This is a genomic window from Frondihabitans sp. PAMC 28766 (assembly GCF_001577365.1).
Taxonomy (GTDB): domain Bacteria; phylum Actinomycetota; class Actinomycetes; order Actinomycetales; family Microbacteriaceae; genus Frondihabitans.
Map to the genome: position 1 here is coordinate 1470009 of NZ_CP014513.1, position 19533 is coordinate 1489541.

A 19533-nucleotide genomic window follows, 5' to 3' on the forward strand; every position below is an offset into this window, starting at 1 on the left:
TTCAATGAAGAATTTTCCAGCCAAACCGGTTCTCGCACTCGGGGCCGTCATCGCCTGCGTGATCGCGCTGAGCGGCTGCTCGAACGGATCAGGGGGCAGCGGGTCGAACTCCGGACCCATCACGATCGGCGTGGTCGGCCCGCAGACCGGCCCGCTGGCCGAGATCGGCCAGAACCAGGTCGCCGGCGCCGAGGTGGCCGCCGCTGAGATCAACAAGGCCGGTGGCGTTCTCGGCCGGAAGATCAAGATCGTCAACAAAGACGAGCAGCAGACGCCGCAGACGGCTGCCACCGCGGTTCGCGACCTCTCGAACAGCGGCGTGCACCTCGTCGTCGGAATGCTCGACAGCGCAGGATGCCTCGCCGTCGCGCCGACCCTGCCGAGTCTCAGCGTCGCGCTGGTCGACACCGGCTGCACCAACGACGGCCTCACCGGGCAGAACGGCAAGGCGGCGCCCTACGCGAACGTCTTCCGCACCAGCACCGACGACGACGATCTCGTGATCAACCTCGCGAAGACCATCGCGAAGAAGTTCCCGTCGGTCACGAACTACTCGGCCTTCGGGTACAACTACATCACCGGCACGTCGCAGTGGGCGCTCTACCAGAGCTCCCTCAAGAAGGACGGCGTGCCGCTGAAGGTCACGAGCAGCACGTTCGTGCCGATCGCGCAGTCCGACTTCAGCCTCCAGGTGCAGTCGCTGATCGGCAAGGTGGGAACCCCCAAGACGAGCGCCCTCTACCTCGGCACCTTCGGCAGCGGCACCGGCACCTTCCTCAAGCAGTCGCAGTCCTACGACATCTCGAAGAAATTCGCGGTGATCCTGCAGCCCGGCGGCTACTACCCGGTGGCCCGCACGCTGAACGGTCTCGCGCCGAACGTGTGGAACGCCTACGACTACAACTACAAGGCGTTCCCGTCGAAGGCGAACACGCAGTTCGTGAACGACTACAAGGCCAAGACCGGCAAGCTGCCCATCGACTGGAGCTACGACTCGTGGGTCGGCGTCAAGGCCATGGCCGCCGCCATCAAGAAGGCCGGCACCGACGACTACGCAAAGGTGCTCGCGACGCTTCCGGGCCTCAGCTTCACGACCCTGTCGGGCACGCTGACGATCAACAAGACGACTCACCAGGCCGACGCGCCCGTCGTGGTCACCAACTCCGTCGGCGACACCAAGAGCCCCGAGAACGTCAAGATCCTCAGCACGACCGTCGTGAAGACGGGGCACTGACATGACAGAGCTGATCTCGACCCTGGTGAGCGGCATCGCCTTCGGTGTGCCCCTCTTCCTGGTCGCCAGCGGGCTCACGTTGATCTACGGAGTGCTCGGGGTCTTGAACTTCGCCCACGGCTCGCTCTTCGCCGTCGGTGCGCTCGTCGCCACCTCGGTGATCGGCACGGTGTTCCCGTCGATCCCCGTCTTCATCGGCGCGGCGCTCGTGGGAGCCGTCGTGGTCGGCGTGCTCGGCCTGGTGGTTGAGCGCACCGTGGTCAGGCGCCTCTACCGCGGCGACCACATCACGATGCTCCTCGCGACGTTCGCGATCCTGCTGATCGTCGAAGGCGCCGCCGAGCTGATCTGGGGCGACAGCCCTGCGACGGTCAACCAGCCCAAGCCGCTGAGCGGCAATGTCGAGGTGCTCGGGGCCGCGCTGCCGGCGTACTCGATCCTGCTCGTCGTCATCGGCGCGGTGTTCGCCGTCGGGCTGTATCTCCTGCTCAACCGAAGCCGCTTCGGTCGCGACGTCAAGGCCATCGCCCAGGACCAGGTGATGGGCGAGGCCGTGGGTCTCAACACCAAGCGCGTCATGCTGTTGGTGTTCGGCCTGGGGAGCGCTCTGGCGGGGCTGGCCGGCGTGCTCATCGCGCCGACGGTCTCGGTCTCGGCCAACCTCGGCGACTCGTACATCCTCGAGAGCTTCGCGGTCGTCATCATCGGAGGCCTCGGCTCGATCACGGGCTCGTTGATCGCCTCGATCCTGGTCGGCATCACGGAGGCCCTGGCCGTGGCGTACTTCCCCTTCCTCAGCGGCTTCACGTTCTACATCCTCGTGGCCGTCATCCTGCTGGTGCGCCCCCGCGGGCTCCTCGGCAACGCCCGGATCGGAGCCGCCGCGTGACGACCAAGACCGCTCCCGGCACCGTGCTCTCGCCCCGCCCCGCCCCGAAAGCCCTGGCCGGCCGACGCACCTGGGACATCCGCCCGATCTACGAACCGGCGATCTTCGCGGTCGTCCTGTCGATCGGCTACTTCATCCTCCCGTCGAGCTGGCAGTACACGCTGACGATCGGCGTGATCTACTCGCTGCTCGCGACGAGCCTCGGAATCCTCTTCGGATGGACCGGCACCTACACGTTCGGGCACGCCGCGTTCTTCGGGATGGGCGCCTACGCGACAGCACTGCTGCGCACCGAGTCGTGGGACGCCCTGATCTTTTTGGGGGCGTCGGCGGTCGTCGCCGCGATCGCGGCTGTGGTGATCGGGTTGCTCGGCGGGCGGCTCGTCAAGGTCGAGTTCGCCATGCTGACCATGATCGTGGGCAGATCGCCTACCTCCTTACCTATAAGATCGGGCCCCTCGGCGGCGACAACGGTCTGGTCGGGATCACGCGCGGGTCGGTGTTCGGCTTCAACATCGCGTCGAACAACGACTTCTGGATCTACACGATCGTGGTGATCGCCGTCGTGATGGGTGTGCTCCGCCGCATCAACCTGTCGTCGTTCGGGGCGAGTCTCAACGCCATCCGCGACGACCCGGTGAAGGCGGCCTCCATCGGGCTGCCGGTCAAGGGGCTGCGACTCGCCGCATTCACACTCTCCGGGGCGGTCGCGGGCCTGGCCGGGGCGCTCTTCGCCCAGCAGGGCGGAATCGTCACACCCGACACCCTGTCGTTCACATTCAGCGGTCAGATCATCATCATGGCGCTGCTCGGCGGCATGTACCGGTTCTGGGGGCCGGCCATCGGCGCACTGATCTTCCAGCTGCTCAGCACGGCCGTTTTCGGGAACTCGTCGAACGGCACGCTCTACCTGGGCATCATCCTGCTGGTAGTCGTGCTCGTCTTCCCGAAGGGCGTGCTGGGTCTCCTCGAGCGACTCACCAACCGGTTCCCCGTTCTCGCGCGACTACCCCGAGGGAGGAGACGATGATCGCCCTCGACCTCGTCGGAATCGATAAGAACTACGGCGGCCCGCCCGTCGTGCAAGACGTCTCGCTCTCGATCGAGGCGGGCGAGACCGTCGCCATCATCGGCCCTAACGGCGCCGGCAAGACGACCCTCTTCGGGGTGATGGCCGGTGAGACCCGCGCGACGAAGGGTCGGGTGTCGCTCTTCGGCAAAGACGTGACCCGCGCCGGTGCCCGGCACCTCGCCGAGCAGGGGGTCGCCCGCACCTTCCAGGTCGCGCGGTACTTCCTCGAGAAGACCGTCGAGGAGAACGTCGTCATCGCCCGTCTGGCGCACCAGTCGCGCTACCGCAACCTCGTCTCGAAGTCGCCGCGAGCCGACGACACTGTCGACCGCGCGCTCGAAGCGGTCGGGCTCACCTCGGCCCGGAGACGACATTCGGCCGCCCTCTCGCACGGTGACCGGAAGAGCCTCGAGATCGCGATGGCGCTCGCGCAGGACCCCTCCGTGCTACTCCTCGACGAGCCCACGGCCGGCATGGGCGCCGAAGACATCCCCGGCACGATCCAGCTGCTGAAGGACCTCCGCACCTCGAGGCCCGACATGACCTGCGTGATCACTGCCCATGACATGAACGTCGTCTTCGCGCTCGCCGACAAGGTCGTGCTGCTCGCCAACGGGCGCATCGCGATGCAGGGCCTGCCCTTCGAGGTGCGCGACGCCCCGCTCACCCGGGAGATCTACCTCGGCAATTCGTATCGGGAGGACAGATGACATCGACACTCACCGTCACTGGGCTGTCCGCCTCGTACGGCCTCGCCTCGGCCCTCAAAGGCATCGACCTGAGCGTCGAGAAGGGACGCACGGTTGGTCTCCTCGGTCGCAACGGCGCCGGCAAGACGACGCTACTCAAGTCGATCGTCGCCGACCCCGAGATCACGGTGCGCGGCGACGTGGCCATCGACGGTCGATCGCTGCGCAGACTGGCCACCTTCAAGGTCGCCCGTCTGGGCATCGCCTGGGTGCCCGACACTCGCCGTATATTCACCCGGCTGACCGTCGCCGAGAACCTCGACATCGCGCGGCGCCGGGGGTGGCGTCCGACCAGCTCGAGCGCGTGCTCGACGCCGTGCCACTCGTGCGCGACCTCATGAAGCGACAGGGCTACGAGCTGAGCGGCGGCGAGCAGCAGGCCGTGACGATCGCCCGGGCACTCATGAGCGCACCCGACTTCCTGCTTCTCGACGAACCGACCGAGGGCCTCTCACCCCTCATCGTCGAGCAGCTGCAGGCCTCCATCGCCCGGCTGCCCGAGGTCTTCGACCTCGGCGTGGTCGTGGCCGAGCAGAACTTCCGATTCGTGACCGATCTCGCCGACGAGGTGCACGTCCTGGAGACTGGGGAGATGGTCTGGTCGGGCACCCCGGAACACCTGGTGTCCAACCCGGATCTCATCGACCGTCACCTGTCAGTGGGAGAGAAATAGTGCTGCTCGAAAAGAACGAAACCGAGACCCGGATCCTGAACGAGGCGCGCAAGCTCTTCAACAGGAAGGGCTACGTCGGCATGACTCTGCGCCAGATCGCCGGCGCCGTGGGCATGGAGGCCCAGAGCATTTACAACTACACGTCGTCGAAGCAGGCGCTCGTCGAGAAGATGATGCGGAACGGCACCGAGGTGCTGCTCGACAAGGTCGAGACCGCGCTCAAGGCCGCGGGGCCCTCCGAGACCGAGCGGCTCTACGCCGCAGTGGGCGCGCACACGGCGCACTACTGCAGCTCGGACGATCTCGTGCTCGTGCGCGACGGCCTGATCCACCTCGACCCCGACGTGCGGGCGGGCCTCGTGACGATGCTCAAGTCGTACGAGCAGATCTTCAAGGACATCCTGCGCTCGGGAGTCGAGGCGGGGGAGTTCCGAGAACTCGACGTGACGCCGGTGACCTTCGCGATCCTCGGCATGGGCGAGTCCGTCATCAACTGGTACCGCCCCGGCGGCCGCCTCACCCCCGATCAGATCGGCGACGAGTACGCCGATCTGGCCCTGCACCTGGTCGGAGCTCGCTCCGACCATCCGATGATCACCTGACAGAAGGAGAGATCGACGTCATGACAATGACACGATTCGACGACCCCGCGGCCGACCGCTTCCGAGCGGAGGTCAGCACCTGGGTCGCCGAGGCAATTCCCACAGAGTGGCGGGACACCCGACAGGCGCTCGGGCCCGACGACGTGCAGCGCATCCAGCGCTCGTGGGACGAGGCGCTGTTCGAGGGAGGCTTCGCGGGGTTGTCCTGGCCCGAGGAGTACGGCGGTCGCGGCTTCGGCCCGATCGAAGACCTGATCTACTACGAGGAGTCGTCGAAGGCGAACGCGCCCGACGGCTTCGGCAGGATCGGGCGGGTGCTCGCCGGGCCCACGATCATCGCCGCCGGAACCGAGGCGCAGAAGCAGAAGTACCTGCCCCGCATCCTCGACTCGTCGGAGATCTGGTGCCAGGGCTTCTCGGAACCCGGCGCCGGGTCGGACCTCGCAGCCGTCGGCACCCGAGCCGTCAAGGTCGACGGCGGCTACCGCATCACCGGCCAGAAGATCTGGACCAGCTTCGCGCAGTACTCGAAGCGTTGCCTCATGCTCGCGAAGAGCTCGACCGAGCTTCCCCGGCACCACAACCTCAGCTTCTTCCTCCTCGACATGGAGCAGGACGGCATCGACGTCCGCCCCATCCGCCAGATCAACGGCGAGCAGGAGTTCAACGAGGTCTTCTTCACCGACGTGTTCGTCGCCGACGAAGACCTCATCGGCGGCGAGCACGAGGGCTGGGCTGTCGCCATGACGGTGCTGAGCAACGAGCGCGGCACCACCGAGGCCGCAACGCGGCTCGTCGAGGCGACCACCGAGATCGATCTGCTCGGCTCCTGCTGCTCGGCCGACAAACCGCACGACGCGATTCGCCTGCAGGATCGCAAGGAGCTGCTCCGATGGCACATCCTCCGTGCCACCGAAGAGAAGGCGGCCGGCGAGGATTGGTTCACCGCCGGCTCGGTGCTGAAGGTGCAGTGGAGCGAACTGATCCAGGATGCGACGCGGCTCGGCATCGACACCCGCTGCCCCATTCACCGCGACTACTGGCGGCACAGCTATCTGGCGTCGAAGGCGATGTCCATCTACTCGGGCACGAACGAGATCCAGCGCAACATCATCACCGACCGGGTTCTGAAAGTGGCGAGGTAATCATGGCAACGATCGTGGCAGAAGTCGGAACGATGGCCTCCGACAACGTGGCGGAGATCCTCCAGGATCGAGGCGCGGGCGCTCCGGCCGGGCCCAGTTCCGCCGCCTGGGCCGTCCTGGCCGACGGCGGCTGGGCGAGCATCTCGGCCGACGCCGAGAACGGGATGGAGCTGCGGGAGATCCAGGAGGTCGCCCGCACCACAGGTCGATTCGCCGTCTCCACCCCGCTGGTGGCGACCCTTCTGGCGGGCCGCTGGTTCGACCTCGGCGATGACGTGCTCGACCGCGGTGCCGTGCCGCTCGTGCGGCGGGACGACCGCCTGGTGGCACCCTATTTCGCCAGCGACGTCGCCATCGTCGACGGTGAGGGCGCCGTCGTCGACGCCGCAGGGGTCGAGACCCTCGTCTTCGCGGATCTGGTGCCCCTCGGGGCCGTGCACGCTGAACATCCTGCCCTTGAGGGGAGAAGCTCGCCGAAGCACGTGCCGTGTTCGCAGCAGTGGCGGTCGGCTGCGCTGACATCGTGCTGACGCGCTCGATCGACTGGGCCCGGACCCGTGAGCAGTTCGGCCAGCCCATCAAGGGCTTCCAGGCGGTACGTCACATGCTCGCAGACGCACACATCGCCCGGGAGCAGGCGTGGACCGCGGCCATCGCGGCCCGGCACGAGGCCTTCCGCGCCGATGTCTGGGCAGCGCAGGCATTCACGCTCGCTCGCCGGAGCATCGAGCTGGGCATCCAGGTGCACGGCGGCGTCGGCTACACCTGGGAGGTCGGGCTGCAGCACCACCTCGACCAGGTGCTCGAGCTCGACTCCCTCTTCGGAGGAGACCGGTGACGCGCCTCGACATCGACCGCCCCGCGACCGGAGTCCTCCGGCTTCGCATGAACGGGCCCGACACCCTGAATGCCCTCGACGAGGGCGTCAAGGCGCAGCTCGTCGCCGCGCTGCAGGACGCCGCGGCCGACAGGGAGGCGCGCGTCGTCCTCCTCACCGGCACGGGCCGCGCGTTCTCGGCGGGTGGCGACATTCGCGCCATGGGCACACGATCCGCCGCGGGCACGATCGACGTGCTCACCTTCGGGCGCGAGATCACGGAGGGCATCGCGGGGCTGCAGAAGCCCGTGGTCGCCGCGGTCAACGGCCTGGCGTCCGGGGCGGGGTTCAACCTCGCTCTCGCGTCCGACATCATCGTCGCAAGCCCCGCGTGGTTCCAGCAGTCGTTCATCCGCATGGGGCTGATGCCCGACATGGGCGGCACGTATCTTCTCGCCCAGGCCATCGGCCTGCATCGGGCGAAGGCGGCGTTGCTCACGGCGCACCGCTTCAGCACCGACGAGGCGACCGCGCTGGGCTTCGTCTCCCAAGTCTTCGACGGCGACGGCGACTTCGACGCCGACGCCGTCGCGTACTGCGCCGACCTCGCCAAGCGCGCCCCCCTGGCTCTGGGCCTGACCAAGCTCCTCGCGAATCGTTCGGTCGACGGCACGCTCGCCGACGCTCTCGATCGCGAGACGCTCGCCCAAGCCGTGCTGTCTTCCACATCCGACCACAAATCGGCCGTCGAGGCGTTTCTCGCGAAGCGCAGTCTCGACGACCTCGTCTTCACAGGAGAATAACCGTGCCCGAATTCGTGACCACCACCGTCGATGGTCGAATCGCCCAAGTGATCCTCGATCGCCCCAAGAAGCTCAACGCTCTGAACGATCCGATGCTCGACGAGTTCTCGGAGGCCATGGCCGCTCTCGGCCGCGACAAGTCCGTCTCGGTGATCGTGATCTCCGGAGCCGGCCAGAACTTCAGCGTCGGCTACGACGTCGAGCCGTCGAACGGCTACTCAGAGGCGGCCGCGGGCCTCGCTCCTTACAACGACTGGGAGTCGCTGCGCGCCAACATCGATCGCTGGCTCGCCGTCTGGGACACCCCGAAGCCGGTCATCAGCGCGATCGAGGGCTACTGCATGGGAGGGGCGACGATGCTCTCCGTCTGCACCGACATCACCGTCGTGAGCGAGACCGCGGTGATCGGCTGGCCGTCGATCCCTCTCGGCGGCGGCCTCCTGAGCCCGCCGAGCGCGTGGCTGATCGGGCCGAAAAAGGCCAAGGAGCTCTCGTTCATCGCCGGCAGCCGCCTGTCGGGCACCGAGGCCGCGTCGCTCGGCTGGGCGAACCACGCCGTGGCGCCCGGATCCGTGCTCGACAAGGCGCTCGAGATCGCGGCGAGCATCTCGAGGATGCCGCTCGAGCTGCTGCGCATGAAGAAGCTCGCCCTCAACCGTGTGATGGACCAGCAGGGCTTCCGCGACTCGATCCTGATGGGTGCCGAGTGGGACGCGCTCGCCCACACGTCGGCCTCGACGCACATGATGACCGACATGATCACCGAGCGGGGCCTCAAGGGCGCCATCGCGTGGTTCAACTCGGAAGAGAACCAGTCGTGAACCGCGCGCTCCCGCTCTTCGACTGGGCGTTCTCGCAGGCCGACAAGGCCTGCGTCGTCACCGACTCGGCTACTTACACCTACGGCGACATGACCGACGCCATCCGGCGCACGGCCGGTGCGCTGTCGGACATCGTGCATCGCGGCACGCTCGTCGGCGTCTACATCGACAGCACCCCGAACTTCATCGTGCACCAGTACGCCGTGTTCTATCTCGGCGGTGTCGTGATGCCGCTCAACCGCGCCATGAAGCCGAGCGAGATCGACGACATCGTCCGAGGGATCGGCCTCGAGGTGGTCATCGCCGACACGCACCTCGTCCTCGACTCGGCACCCGCCCTGTACGAGGTGTCGGGAGAGTTCTCGAGCCCCGCCGTGTCGGGCGAGCTGCCGACGATGGAACACCTCGATGCCGACGACGCCGCGATGATCCTGCAGACCTCCGGATCGACAGGCCGGCCGAAGGGCGTGAGGCTTTCGCTGCGCAATCTCGCCGCCAACTACGACGCCACCTACCGGTGGATGAACGTCGGCAACCACGACAGGATCCTGCTGCCGCTGCCGATCTTCAACACCTACGGCCTCAACCAGGGCATCAACCTGATGGCGATGACCGGGGCGACCCTGCGCCTGCTCCGGCGGTTCACGCCTGAGGGCTTCCAGAGCGCGCTCGACGACACGAAGCCCACGTTCATCCCGATGGTGCCGACGATGGTGACCCGGCTGTTCCAGGCCGGCATCCGCTACGACGAAGCCGCGACGGTCGGCATCGGCGCGGCGGCATCGCCGTCGCAGATCGCCACCGACGCCTGGGCCGTCTTCCCGAACGCCTTCCTCATCTTCGGCTACGGCCTCACGGAGGGCACCGCGATCGCCTCGCAGAACCGGGTCGGCACGATCGGCCACAACACGGGCGAGTTCGCGTCCGCCGGGCGCATCATGCCCGGGGTGGAGGTGCGCCTCGACGACTCCGCGGGGGACGACGGCCGGGGCGAGATCCTGATCCACGGCGAATCCGTCTTCTCGGCCTACATCGGCACCGAGGAGGTTCGCCCGGTCGTCGACGGCTGGCTGCACACGGGCGACATCGGCACGTTCGCGGACGGCCGGCTCAGCATCGTCGACCGCAAGCGGGAACTGATCATCCGGGGCGGCCAGAACATCTACCCCGGCGAGGTCGAACGGCTGATCTCTGCACATCCCGCTGTCCTCGAGGCCGCCGTCGTCGGCGCTCCCGACGCCGACCTCGGCGAGCTGCCAGTGGCCTTCGTCGTGCTGCGCAACGCTTCGAAGACGTCGCCCGACGAGATCATCGAGTGGCTCCGGCCGCAGGCGGCGTCGTTCAAGGTCCCCATCGCGCTGACGGTGCTCGAATCGATGCCGAAGACGCCGACCGGCAAGATCCGCAAGCTCGACCTCCGCGAGATGGTCGCCGGCGGGCTGACGAAATGAGCCGGGCATGCTGACGCTGACGGGAACGGACGAAGTCGTCGGCGCGGTCGGCCGCGAGCTCGGCACAGGGTCGTGGTTCGAGGTGTCGCAGGCCGTGATCGACGGGTTCGCCGACGTGACAGGCGACGACCAGTGGATCCACGTCGACCTCGACGCCGCTCGGGGGGCCCGTTCGGCGAGACCATCGCCCACGGATACCTCACGCTGTCGCTCATTCCGAAGCTCGCGCGGGACGCCTACGCGCTGGCCGGGTTCAGGATGCTGGTCAACTACGGCCTCGATCGCGTCAGGTTCCCCGCCATCGTGCCGTCGGGCTCGCGGGTGCGCGACCGGGCGACGCTCCTCTCGGCCGACCCGGGCGAGCGCGGCATGCGGATCGTGGTGCGTCACACCGTCGAGATCGACGGCGCCACGACGCCGGGCTGCGTCGCGGACTCGATCACGCTGCTCGTGCCGGACCGCGTCGGCGTGGCGACCCATGTCTGAACCGGGCGGCGGGTTGCTCGAGGGCAGGATCGCGGTCGTCACCGGTGCGGCACAGGGTCTCGGCTACGCCATCGCCGAGCTGTTCGCGGCGAACGGCGCCTCGATCGTGATCGGCGACCTCGACGGCGATAGGGCCATGGCCGCGGCAGCTCGGCTCGGCATCGGCCCTCGAGCGTTCGGGGTGGCATGCGACGTGACGGTGCCCGACGACGTCGACGCGCTGCTCGCCGCCGCGACGACGACGTTCGGCCGCCTCGACGTGATGGTCAACAACGCCGGAGTCACTCGCGACCTCACGATGCGGAAGATGAGCGTCGACGACTTCCAGTTCGTCATCGACGTGCACCTGCGAGGCACCTGGCTGGGCACCAAGGCGGCCACGTCGATCATGCGCGAGCAGGGCACGGGCGGCGCGATCATCAACATGTCGTCGATCTCGGGCAAGGTCGGCAACCCCGGCCAGACCAACTACAGCGCCGCCAAGGCGGGAATCGTCGGCCTGACCAAGGCCGCCGCGAAAGAGGTCGGCTTCGCCGGGATCCGGGTCAACGCCCTGCAGCCCGGCATCATCGAGACCGCGATGACCCAGAAGCTCAGCGACGAGATCCGGGCGCAGCGGCTCGCAGACGTCCCACTCGGTCGTTTCGGCGAACCGGAAGAGGTCGCGAAGGTCGCCCTCTTCCTTGCCAGCGACCTCGCCAGCTACGTCACCGGGGTGGTCGTCGAGATCGCCGGCGGCCGCAACATCTGAGGGGACCATCCCATGACAGCAAGTTTCGTCTACGACGGGCTGAGAACGCCGTTCGGCCGATTCGGCAGGGCGCTCGCCGGAGTGCGACCCGACGATCTCGCCGCCACGGTGCTGCGCGATCTGATGGCCCGGCACCCGGACGTTTACCCGTCGCTGATCGACGACGTGATCCTCGGCGACGCCAACCAGGCCGGAGAGGACAACCGGAACGTGGCGCGGAGCCTCGCCGTCGTGCTCGAACGATGACCGCCGGCGCGCGCGGGCTGGATTCGCGACTCACCGACCTGCTCGACCTCAAGTACCTCGGTCGAGGCGCCTTCGAAGGCGCCTCGTACCCGGGGCGGGGTGGACGGCTGTTCGGCGGCCAGATCCTCGGACAGGCCGTCGTCGCCGCGACCGCGAGCGTGCCGGTCGAGCGCTCCGTGCACTCGGTCCACGCGTATTTCCTTGCCGTGGGCGATTCGCGTCGGTCTGTGCTCTATCGGGTCGAGACCCTCCGCGACGGAGGGTCGTTCTCGAGCCGACGCGTCACCGCACTGCAGGGCGACGACATCATCTTCACGATGGAGGCGTCGTTCCAGGCGCCTGCATCGGGCGTCGACCACCAGTCGGCTCTCGTCGGCGACTTCCCCGACCCCGAGTCGCTGCCGCGTGACCTTTCCGACGGCGACGGGGTGGCGATGTCGCATCGCAGCATCTTCGACATCAGGCGGGTTCCCTCTGGGCCGAGTTCGAGCGCCACGACGGGTCAAGCCGTCTGGCTGCGTGCGCCGTCGCCTCTTGCTGCGGCGGCCCCGGTGCACCGCGCCGCCCTGGCGTTCGGCAGCGACTTCACCCTGATGGAGCTGCCGGTGCGCCGTCACGGCATGACCTTCGACGAACCGCGTCTGCGGGTGGCGAGTCTCGATCACTCGATGTGGTGGCACGCCGACGCACCCGTCGACGACTGGCTGCTCTACGTGCAGGAGAACCCGTGGGCAGGATCGGGCCGGGCGCTCGTCTCAGGGTCGCTCTACGACCGGAGCCGCCGGCTCGTCGCCACGATCGTGCAGGAAGGAATGGTGCGGCTCAAGCCGCCGGCGACTTAGAGACGGGGTGAGCCGACGAGCCCCTCGTCACAGCGACGTCGCGTGCCGGTCGAGGAAGGCGTAGACCTCGGTGTCGTCGACCCCGGGGAAGTCGCCGGTGGGAAGCGGCGACAGGATGTGCGCGTGCAGGCGGGCGCTCGGCCAGGCGTTGTCGGCCCAGCGCTCCGAGAGTTGTGCGTCGGGGCGGTGGCAGCACGCCTCGTCGGGGCAGGTCGAGCGGCCCCGCGAGGTGGTCTCGCGGCCTCGGAACCACTTCGCGTCGGCGAACGGCACCCCGGTCGTGATCGAGAACTGCCCGCCCGGCGTCGAGCCGGTCTGCGTCGCGCACCAGAACGTGCCGGCGGGGGTGTCGTTGTACTGGTAGAACTCGGTGGTGCGGTTGTCGTGGTCGAACGCCGTGCGGGCGCTCCACTTGCGGCAGACCACCTGGCCCTCGATGGCGCCGGTGACGTCGACGGGAAGTGGCAGGCCGTCGTTCTCATAGCCCTTCTGGATGGCGCCGTCGTCGCCGATCCGGAGGAAGTGCATTGTGATGTCGAGGTGCGACGTAGCCAGGTTCGTCAGGCGGAGGGCCGCCGACTCGTGGGTCGTGCCGAAGGCGTCGCGGAAGTCCTCGACCGAGAGGGCGCGTTGCTTCTTCGCCTGCTCGAGGAAGTCGATGGCGGCCGACCGCGGCATCAGGCAGGCGGCCGCGAAGTAGTTGATCTCGAGGCGCTGCTGCAAGAACTCGGCGTAGTCGACGGGCCGGTGGTGCCCGAGGATGCGGTGGGCCATCGCCTGCAGGGCCATCGAGCGGAGACCGTGCCCGCCCGGGATCGATGCCGGCGGAAGGTAGATCCGCCCGTTCGCGAGGTCGGTGACGCTGCGGGCCGAGTGGGGCAGATCCTGCACGTAGACGAGCGAGAAGCCGAGCTGTTCGGCCATGGTCGCCACCTCGCGGTGCGACAGCGGCCCGGTCGTGTGGCCCGTGGCGATGACCCGCTCTTCGGCGATCGCCTCGATCTCCGGGATGTAGTTGGCCTGTGCCCGCATCCGCAGCCGGATCTCGGTGTTGGCACGCCGCGCCTCCTCCGGCGTCGCGATGGCGAGTTTCGACCGGCGCTCGAGCTCGCGGTGCAGCCCGATCACCGCCTCGAGGGTCTCGGAAGGGGTTCCCGCGGTCGGCTTGATCGGCGGGAGGCCGAGAGAGGCGAAGAGGCTGCCGGCCTGAAGCCTGGCCACCTCGATCTCGAGGGCCGAGCGGGGGTCGGGCGCCTCGTCGCGCATGAGCTCGCCGACCGAGACGCCGAGGGCCCGGGCGATGTCGCCCAGCAGCGAGACGCGCGGCTCTCGCTTGCCGTTCTCGACGAGAGACAGCTGGCTGGTCGAGATACCGACCTGGGAGCCGAGCTCGCTGAGCGTGAGCTGCTGCTCGAGCCGGTAGTGGCGGATGCGGTGGCCGAGGGTGTTCACATCGACAGTGAGTGACATGGATTGACTGTATCGAAAAAACAGGCGATTTTTTTATCCTTTTTCTGTCGATCGCTGCGTGCTTTATCGCAGGCTCGACATGAGGCCACGAGAGCCGACGAAGGAGATCGAGGATGATCACGAACCCCAACCGCCCCTACCGCACGACCGAGAACGTCGTGTCCGGGGCCCCGCGAGTGCGGCTCGAAACCTGGGTGGCCGACGTCGCCCGGCTGACCCAGCCCGACCGGATCCTGTGGTGCAACGGCTCGGCCGACGAGATCGACCGGCTCACCGCCGAGATGGTCTCCGCGGGCAAGCTGATCCCGCTCGACGAGTCGAAGCGCCCCGGCAGTTTTCTCGCCCGCACGTCGGCCGACGACGTGGCCCGGGTCGAGAACCGCACCTTCACCTGCTCCGTCGATCCTGCCGATGCCGGCCCGACCAACCAGTGGCGCGACGCTGCCCAGATGCGCGTCGAGCTCGACGGCGTCTTCGCAGGCAGCATGCGCGGCCGCACCCTCTACGTCGTCCCCTTCTCGATGGGGCCGATCGGCGGCGAGCTGAGCCAGCTGGGCGTCGAGCTCACCGACTCACCGTACGTCGTCATCAGCATGGCGAAGATGAGCCGCCTGGGCGACCGGATCCTGCGCGAGATCGACGCCGGCGTGCCGTGGGTGGCCACGGTGCACAGCGTCGGGGTGCCCTTGCGCGACGCGGAGGGGGCCGAGACCGCCGACCCGGTCTGGCCGTCGAACCCGACGAAGTACATCGTGCAGTTCCCCGAGACCCGAGAGATCTGGTCGTTCGGCTCGGGCTACGGCGGCAACGCGCTGCTCGCCAAGAAGTGCTTCGCCCTCAGGATCGCGTCGGTGATGGGTCGTGACGACGGCTGGCTGGCCGAGCACATGCTGCTGATCAAGGTCACCAGCCCCGAGAACCACGCCTTCCACCTCGCCGCCGCCTTCCCGTCGGCGTGCGGCAAGACGAACCTCGCCATGCTCCGCTCGACGATCCCGGGGTGGACGGTCGAGACGATCGGCGACGACATCGCCTGGCTCAAGAAGGGCGAGGACGGGCGCCTGCACGCGATCAACCCCGAGGCGGGCTTCTTCGGGGTCGCGCCGGGCACCGGCTACGACACCAACCCGACGGCGATGGAGACGATCGAGGCCGACACCATCTTCACCAACGTCGCGTTGACCGACGACGGCGACGTCTGGTGGGAGGGCATGACGAAAGAGGCCCCCGCTCACCTCATCGACTGGACGGGAGACGACTGGACGCCCGACTCGGGCCGCCCCGCCGCGCACCCCAACTCGCGCTTCACCGTGTCGATCGACCGCTGCCCGACGCTGGCGGAGGACGCCCACACCAGCTTCCCGATCGACGGCATCCTGTTCGGCGGGCGCCGCGCGACGAACGTGCCCCTCGTGGCGCAGGCGCGCGACTGGACGCACGGCGTCTTCATGGGCGCGACGATCTCGTCCGAGCAGACCGCCGCTGCCGAGGGCACCGTGGGCGAGCTGCGCCGCGACCCGTTCGCGATGCTGCCGTTCGCCGGCTACAACATGGCCGACTACTGGTCGCACTGGCTCGACATCGGGCGGCAGCTCGGCACGAGGGCGCCGCAGATCTTCCAGGTCAACTGGTTCCGCAAAGACGCCGACGGGGCCTTCCTGTGGCCGGGCTTCGGCGAGAATTCCCGCGTGATCGAGTGGATCGTGCGGCGCATCGAGAAGCGCATCAGCTTCGTCGAGAGCCCCATCGGTCGGCTCCCGCGCGAGGGCGACCTCGACCTCGACGGCCTCGACCTCGAAGCGCAGGATCTCGACGCCCTCTTCGCGGTCGACCCCGAGTCGTGGCTCGACGAGTGCGACCTCACCGAGGAGTTCTTCGCCGGCTTCGGCGACCGGGTGCCTGACGAATTCGCCGACGTGCTGCGCTCGATGCGCTACGGGCTGCGCGCTGCGGCCTCCCGCTCGAAGACGGCTTCGGCCTCGACGCAGGTGGCCGCCTGATGACTCTCCTCTCGCATCCCACCGGTGAGCACGACAGCCGGCCCTTCGGCGGCCGCGCCGACCGCAACCTCGGCATGGAGCTGGTGCGGGCGACAGAAGCGGCGGCCATCCGTGCCGCACCGTGGATCGGCCGCGGCGAGAAGAACCTCGCCGACGGGGCGGCCGTCGACGGCATGCGGCAGTTCTTGAACACCGTGAACTTCGACGGCACGGTCGTCATCGGCGAAGGCGAGAAGGACGCCGCCCCGATGCTCTTCAACGGCGAGCGGGTCGGCACCGGCGACGGGCCGGCCTGCGACATCGCCGTCGACCCCATCGACGGCACCTCGCTGACCGCGGCCGGCCGGCAGAACGCCATCTCGGTCATCGCCGTCAGCGACCGCGGCTCGATGTACGACCCGAGCGCCGTGTTCTACATGGACAAGATCGTGACCGGCCCGGAGGGCGCCGGCGTCATCGACCTGAATCGACCGGTCGGCGAGAACATCCGCGCCCTTGCCGCTGCCAAAGGCGTGCGGGTCGACGACCTCCAGATCGCGGTGCTCGACCGCCCGCGCCACGTCGACCTCATCGCCGCGATCCGTGCGACGGGTGCCAGCACGCGCCTGCTCCTCGACGGGGACGTCGCGGGCGGCATCAACGCCGCGCGCTCCGACTCGCGCATCGACATGTGCATCGGCGTCGGCGGCACCCCCGAGGGCATCATCACCGCGTGCGCCGTGAAGGCGCTCGGCGGTGTCATCCAAGGGCGGCTCCGGCCCCGCGACGACGCCGAGCGGCAGAAGGCCATCGACGCCGGGCACGACCTCGATCGCGTGCTGACGGGCGACGACCTCGTGGCGGGCGACAACACGTACTTCGTCGCAACCGGTGTCACCGACGGCGCGCTCGTGGCGGGAGTGAGACGCGAGAACGGCGTCATCCGCACCGAGTCGTTGATCCTGCGCTCGCTGTCGGGCACCCAGAGGCGTGTGACGGCCGACCACCTCGAGGCCAAGTGGCTCGACTCGGAGGCCGGCGCATGACCGACCCCGAGCTCCGCGAGACCCTGCAGCTGACCTGGGCGGACAAGCTGGCGGCCGCCGAGTCGATGATCCCCTCATCGGGCGCCTCTATCGCCACCACGACGTCGTCGTCTCGCTCTACGGCCGGCCGCTGCTCGGCCAATCGCCGGTCGGCATCCTCAAGGCCCACCGATTCACCCGCCGCGTCGAGGAGACCGAGCTGCCGGTCACCGAGACCCTGGCGATCCTCACCGAGCTCGCCCGCCTCGACCTGGCTCCCGCCTCCGTCGACGTCGCCGAGCTCGCCCTGCGGTTTCGCGAGGACATCACCGGCGCGTCGCTTTCCGAGTTCGTCGCCGACGAGTTGTTCCTGGCCCGCGGGTCGGGCAACGGCCCGGTGAGCAGCCGGCTCGCCGTCCAGTCGCGAGACGTCGTCCTGTACGGGTTCGGCCGGATCGGCCGGATGCTCGCCAGGATCCTGATCGAGCGCGCCGGCGAGGCGGCTCCCCTCACGCTCCGAGCCGTCGTCGTCAAGCGGCGCGGGCCGAACGACCTGGTCAAGCGGGCGAGCCTCCTGCGGCGTGACTCCATCCACGGCCCGTTCGAGGGCACGATCTCGGTCGACGTCGCGAACGAGACGATCCTCGCCAACGGGACCCTGATCCAGTTCATCTATTCCGACTCGCCCGCCGAGGTCGACTACGAGGCGTTCGGCATCCACGACGCGATCGTCGTCGACAACACCGGCCGCTGGCGTGATGCCGAGGGGCTGGAGCAGCACCGCCTGAGCCGAGGCGTGGATCGCGTCCTGCTGACGGCACCCGGCAAAGGGGGGATCAAGAACATCGTGCACGGCATCAACCACGACCGGATCAGCGACGACACGATCCTGAGCGCCGCCTCGTGCACCACGAACGCGATCGTGCCCGTGCTCAAGGTGATGTCCGACCGCTTCGGCGTCGCCCACGGCCACGTCGAAACGGTGCACTCGTTCACGAACGACCAGAACCTCGTCGACAACTTCCACTCGGCCGACCGCCGCGGGCGGGCCGCCGGGTTGAACATGGTGATCACGGCGACCGGAGCCGCGCGGGCTGCCGAGAAGGCGTTGCCCGAGCTGGCGGGCAAGCTGTCGGGCAACGCTGTGCGGGTGCCGACCCCGAACGTCTCCCTCGCGATCCTGCACCTGACCCTCGACCGGGCGGCTACGCGGGACGAGATCAACTCCTATCTGCGCGACGTGTCGCTGTCGTCGGCCCTGCGTCGGCAGATCGACTACATCGAGTCGCCCGAGGTCGTCTCGACCGACTTTCTCGGCACCCGTCGTGCCGGAGTCGTCGACGGTCTCGCGACCATCGCCGACGGCTCCGAGCACGTCGTGCTCTACGTCTGGTACGACAACGAGTCGGGCTACAGCCGCCAGGTCTTCAGGATTCTGCAGGAGATGACCGGCGGGCACCCCATGTCGCTGCCGGTGCCCGTCGGCGACCAGGAGATCGCCCGGGCGACGGAGGGCGCGAGCTGACATCGACATCGTCGTGCGCCGAACGGCGTGCGACACTGTCCGCATGACCACGGCCAACCTCGAGACGAAGCCGGTGCCGGCGCTCGTCCGTGCGAAATCGATCATCGACGCCATCTGCGACGGCACGCAGCCGCGGGGCGTCTCCGACCTCGCGCGCGAGCTCGGCCTGCCCCGCAGCACCGTCCACGGGCTCTGCCGCACGCTCGTCGATCTCGGCCTCCTGGTGCGCGTCGGGCAGACGTCGTACGCCGTCGGCCCGCACGTGCTCGTCTGGTCGAACGCGTTCGACACCCAGAACAGCCTGAGCCAGGCCTTCTCGGAGGTCGCCGACACGTTCGACCGGCCGGAGGCCATCAACCTCTCGATCCTGACCGGGCGCGAGGTCATGTACGTGGGCTGTCGCCCGGGGACGGATCCGCTCGGCGTGCGCTTCCGCGAGGGTCTGCGCTTCCCCGCGCCGTTCACCGCGACCGGCAAGGCGATCATGAGCACGATGGACGAGCAGAGCGTCGTCGACCTGTTCTCGCAGGAGTGGCCGGCGCCCAACACGGCGGCGAGCGTCAGCGGTCTCGACCAGCTGCTGCCCGAGCTGGCCGAGACGCGCGACCGCGGCTACTCCATCGACAACGGGCAGCTGCGCGAGGCGATGACGTGCTTCGGGGCGCCCGTGTTCTCGGCGGCGAGCCGGCACGAGGCGGTTGCGGCCATCGCGATCGGTGTGCTCGGAACCCACCTGACCGCAGAGCGCGAACGGGCGTTCGGCGAATCGGCGACGGCGATCGCCACCGAGCTCTCGAGACGGCTCGGCGGCAGCTCCCGCTAGCTCGACCCGGCGACGCAGCTTGACAGCGGGGGCCGATACTGCCATCGTTCTGTCAGCAGGTTGGACACTGTTCAGCATATTGAACACGGACACCTGAGAAGTACCTCGTCAACGTCGTCGAAAGGTGTTC

20 protein-coding genes and 2 pseudogenes are annotated in these 19533 nt (G+C 68.4%); 21 read left to right on the plus strand and 1 reads right to left on the minus strand.

Going from position 1 to position 19533, the window contains the following annotated elements; all coding sequences use genetic code 11:
* Window positions 1-4 precede the first annotated feature (4 nt).
* From AX769_RS07220 to AX769_RS07305, 17 genes and pseudogenes are all read left to right on the plus strand, one after another.
* On the plus strand, window positions 5-1234 hold the full coding sequence (locus AX769_RS07220; protein WP_066277614.1) for an ABC transporter substrate-binding protein: 1230 nt from the start codon (window positions 5-7) through the stop codon (window positions 1232-1234).
* Between the two features lies 1 nt (window position 1235).
* Window positions 1236-2123 (plus strand): branched-chain amino acid ABC transporter permease, encoded by an 888-nt coding sequence (locus AX769_RS07225; protein WP_066277615.1) that lies wholly within the window; start codon window positions 1236-1238, stop codon window positions 2121-2123.
* Window positions 2120-2680: a hypothetical protein gene (locus AX769_RS25675; protein WP_066277616.1), complete on the plus strand. Its 561-nt coding sequence runs from the start codon at window positions 2120-2122 to the stop codon at window positions 2678-2680. The genes AX769_RS07225 and AX769_RS25675 overlap by 4 nt, the downstream gene beginning before the upstream one ends.
* Entirely contained in the window at window positions 2623-3153 is a 531-nt protein-coding gene (locus AX769_RS25680) for a branched-chain amino acid ABC transporter permease (RefSeq protein ID WP_066277617.1), read from the plus strand. Before AX769_RS25675 ends, AX769_RS25680 begins: the two co-directional genes overlap by 58 nt.
* Window positions 3150-3905: an ABC transporter ATP-binding protein gene (locus tag AX769_RS07240; protein ID WP_066277619.1), complete on the plus strand. Its 756-nt coding sequence runs from the start codon at window positions 3150-3152 to the stop codon at window positions 3903-3905. Before AX769_RS25680 ends, AX769_RS07240 begins: the two co-directional genes overlap by 4 nt.
* Window positions 3902-4617 (plus strand): annotated as a pseudogene (locus AX769_RS25080) (ABC transporter ATP-binding protein). The gene AX769_RS07240 and the pseudogene AX769_RS25080 overlap by 4 nt, the downstream one beginning before the upstream one ends.
* Window positions 4617-5219 (plus strand): TetR/AcrR family transcriptional regulator, encoded by a 603-nt coding sequence (locus AX769_RS07255; RefSeq protein WP_066277631.1) that lies wholly within the window; start codon window positions 4617-4619, stop codon window positions 5217-5219. Before AX769_RS25080 ends, AX769_RS07255 begins: the two are co-directional and overlap by 1 nt.
* A 20-nt stretch (window positions 5220-5239) precedes the next feature.
* Window positions 5240-6364 (plus strand): acyl-CoA dehydrogenase family protein, encoded by a 1125-nt coding sequence (locus AX769_RS07260; protein ID WP_204249334.1) that lies wholly within the window; start codon window positions 5240-5242, stop codon window positions 6362-6364.
* A 14-nt stretch (window positions 6365-6378) separates the two neighbouring features.
* Entirely contained in the window at window positions 6379-6894 is a 516-nt protein-coding gene (locus AX769_RS23785) for a hypothetical protein (protein WP_162269012.1), read from the plus strand.
* A complete protein-coding gene (locus tag AX769_RS07270; RefSeq protein WP_082763548.1) occupies window positions 6852-7202 on the plus strand; it encodes an acyl-CoA dehydrogenase family protein in 351 nt (116 codons plus the stop codon). Before AX769_RS23785 ends, AX769_RS07270 begins: the two co-directional genes overlap by 43 nt.
* Window positions 7199-7984, plus strand: coding sequence for an enoyl-CoA hydratase/isomerase family protein (locus AX769_RS07275; RefSeq protein WP_066277641.1), 786 nt, complete (start codon window positions 7199-7201; stop codon window positions 7982-7984). Before AX769_RS07270 ends, AX769_RS07275 begins: the two co-directional genes overlap by 4 nt.
* Window positions 7985-7986: 2 nt before the next feature.
* Window positions 7987-8805, plus strand: coding sequence for an enoyl-CoA hydratase/isomerase family protein (locus AX769_RS07280; protein ID WP_066277643.1), 819 nt, complete (start codon window positions 7987-7989; stop codon window positions 8803-8805).
* On the plus strand, window positions 8802-10256 hold the full coding sequence (locus tag AX769_RS07285) for a class I adenylate-forming enzyme family protein (protein ID WP_066277645.1): 1455 nt from the start codon (window positions 8802-8804) through the stop codon (window positions 10254-10256). Before AX769_RS07280 ends, AX769_RS07285 begins: the two co-directional genes overlap by 4 nt.
* A 132-nt stretch (window positions 10257-10388) precedes the next feature.
* Window positions 10389-10742: a MaoC/PaaZ C-terminal domain-containing protein gene (locus tag AX769_RS07290; RefSeq protein WP_369824072.1), complete on the plus strand. Its 354-nt coding sequence runs from the start codon at window positions 10389-10391 to the stop codon at window positions 10740-10742.
* Complete coding sequence (gene fabG, locus AX769_RS07295; protein WP_066277652.1) at window positions 10735-11493, plus strand: 3-oxoacyl-ACP reductase FabG; 759 nt, start codon at window positions 10735-10737, stop codon at window positions 11491-11493. The genes AX769_RS07290 and fabG overlap by 8 nt, the downstream gene beginning before the upstream one ends.
* 12 nt (window positions 11494-11505) lie before the next feature.
* Window positions 11506-11739, plus strand: coding sequence for a hypothetical protein (locus AX769_RS07300; RefSeq protein WP_066277658.1), 234 nt, complete (start codon window positions 11506-11508; stop codon window positions 11737-11739).
* Entirely contained in the window at window positions 11736-12581 is an 846-nt protein-coding gene (locus AX769_RS07305; RefSeq protein ID WP_066277660.1) for an acyl-CoA thioesterase II, read from the plus strand. Before AX769_RS07300 ends, AX769_RS07305 begins: the two co-directional genes overlap by 4 nt.
* 27 nt (window positions 12582-12608) lie before the next feature.
* Here AX769_RS07305 and AX769_RS07310 read toward each other — a convergent pair whose 3' ends face one another.
* Window positions 12609-14051 (minus strand): helix-turn-helix domain-containing protein, encoded by a 1443-nt coding sequence (locus tag AX769_RS07310; RefSeq protein WP_066277662.1) that lies wholly within the window; start codon window positions 14049-14051, stop codon window positions 12609-12611.
* A gap of 113 nt (window positions 14052-14164) precedes the next feature.
* Between AX769_RS07310 and AX769_RS07315 the strand changes: the two genes are divergently transcribed.
* The 4 genes and pseudogenes from AX769_RS07315 (at window position 14165) to AX769_RS07330 (ending at window position 19403) form a co-directional block, all read left to right on the plus strand.
* Entirely contained in the window at window positions 14165-16051 is a 1887-nt protein-coding gene (locus AX769_RS07315; protein WP_082763550.1) for a phosphoenolpyruvate carboxykinase (GTP), read from the plus strand.
* Complete coding sequence (gene glpX, locus AX769_RS07320; protein ID WP_066277665.1) at window positions 16051-17076, plus strand: class II fructose-bisphosphatase; 1026 nt, start codon at window positions 16051-16053, stop codon at window positions 17074-17076. Before AX769_RS07315 ends, glpX begins: the two co-directional genes overlap by 1 nt.
* 65 nt (window positions 17077-17141) lie before the next feature.
* Window positions 17142-18580 (plus strand): annotated as a pseudogene (locus AX769_RS07325) (glyceraldehyde-3-phosphate dehydrogenase).
* Window positions 18581-18623: 43 nt separating this feature from the next.
* The gene (locus AX769_RS07330; protein ID WP_066277671.1) at window positions 18624-19403 is read left to right on the plus strand and encodes an IclR family transcriptional regulator; all 780 of its coding nucleotides are present in this window, start codon (window positions 18624-18626) and stop codon (window positions 19401-19403) included.
* Window positions 19404-19533: the final 130 nt, after the last annotated feature.

Coding starts and splice junctions, on each gene's coding strand:
- AX769_RS07260 (WP_204249334.1), top strand. CDS start 5,240: ATGACAATGACACGATTCGACGACCCCGCGGCCGACCGCTTCCGAGCG.
- AX769_RS07220 (WP_066277614.1), top strand. CDS start 5: ATGAAGAATTTTCCAGCCAAACCGGTTCTCGCACTCGGGGCCGTCATC.
- AX769_RS07300 (WP_066277658.1), top strand. CDS start 11,506: ATGACAGCAAGTTTCGTCTACGACGGGCTGAGAACGCCGTTCGGCCGA.
- fabG (WP_066277652.1), top strand. CDS start 10,735: ATGTCTGAACCGGGCGGCGGGTTGCTCGAGGGCAGGATCGCGGTCGTC.
- AX769_RS07330 (WP_066277671.1), top strand. CDS start 18,624: ATGACCACGGCCAACCTCGAGACGAAGCCGGTGCCGGCGCTCGTCCGT.
- AX769_RS07240 (WP_066277619.1), top strand. CDS start 3,150: ATGATCGCCCTCGACCTCGTCGGAATCGATAAGAACTACGGCGGCCCG.
- AX769_RS07305 (WP_066277660.1), top strand. CDS start 11,736: ATGACCGCCGGCGCGCGCGGGCTGGATTCGCGACTCACCGACCTGCTC.
- AX769_RS07315 (WP_082763550.1), top strand. CDS start 14,165: ATGATCACGAACCCCAACCGCCCCTACCGCACGACCGAGAACGTCGTG.
- AX769_RS07225 (WP_066277615.1), top strand. CDS start 1,236: ATGACAGAGCTGATCTCGACCCTGGTGAGCGGCATCGCCTTCGGTGTG.
- AX769_RS07310 (WP_066277662.1), bottom strand. CDS start 14,051: ATGTCACTCACTGTCGATGTGAACACCCTCGGCCACCGCATCCGCCAC.
- glpX (WP_066277665.1), top strand. CDS start 16,051: ATGACTCTCCTCTCGCATCCCACCGGTGAGCACGACAGCCGGCCCTTC.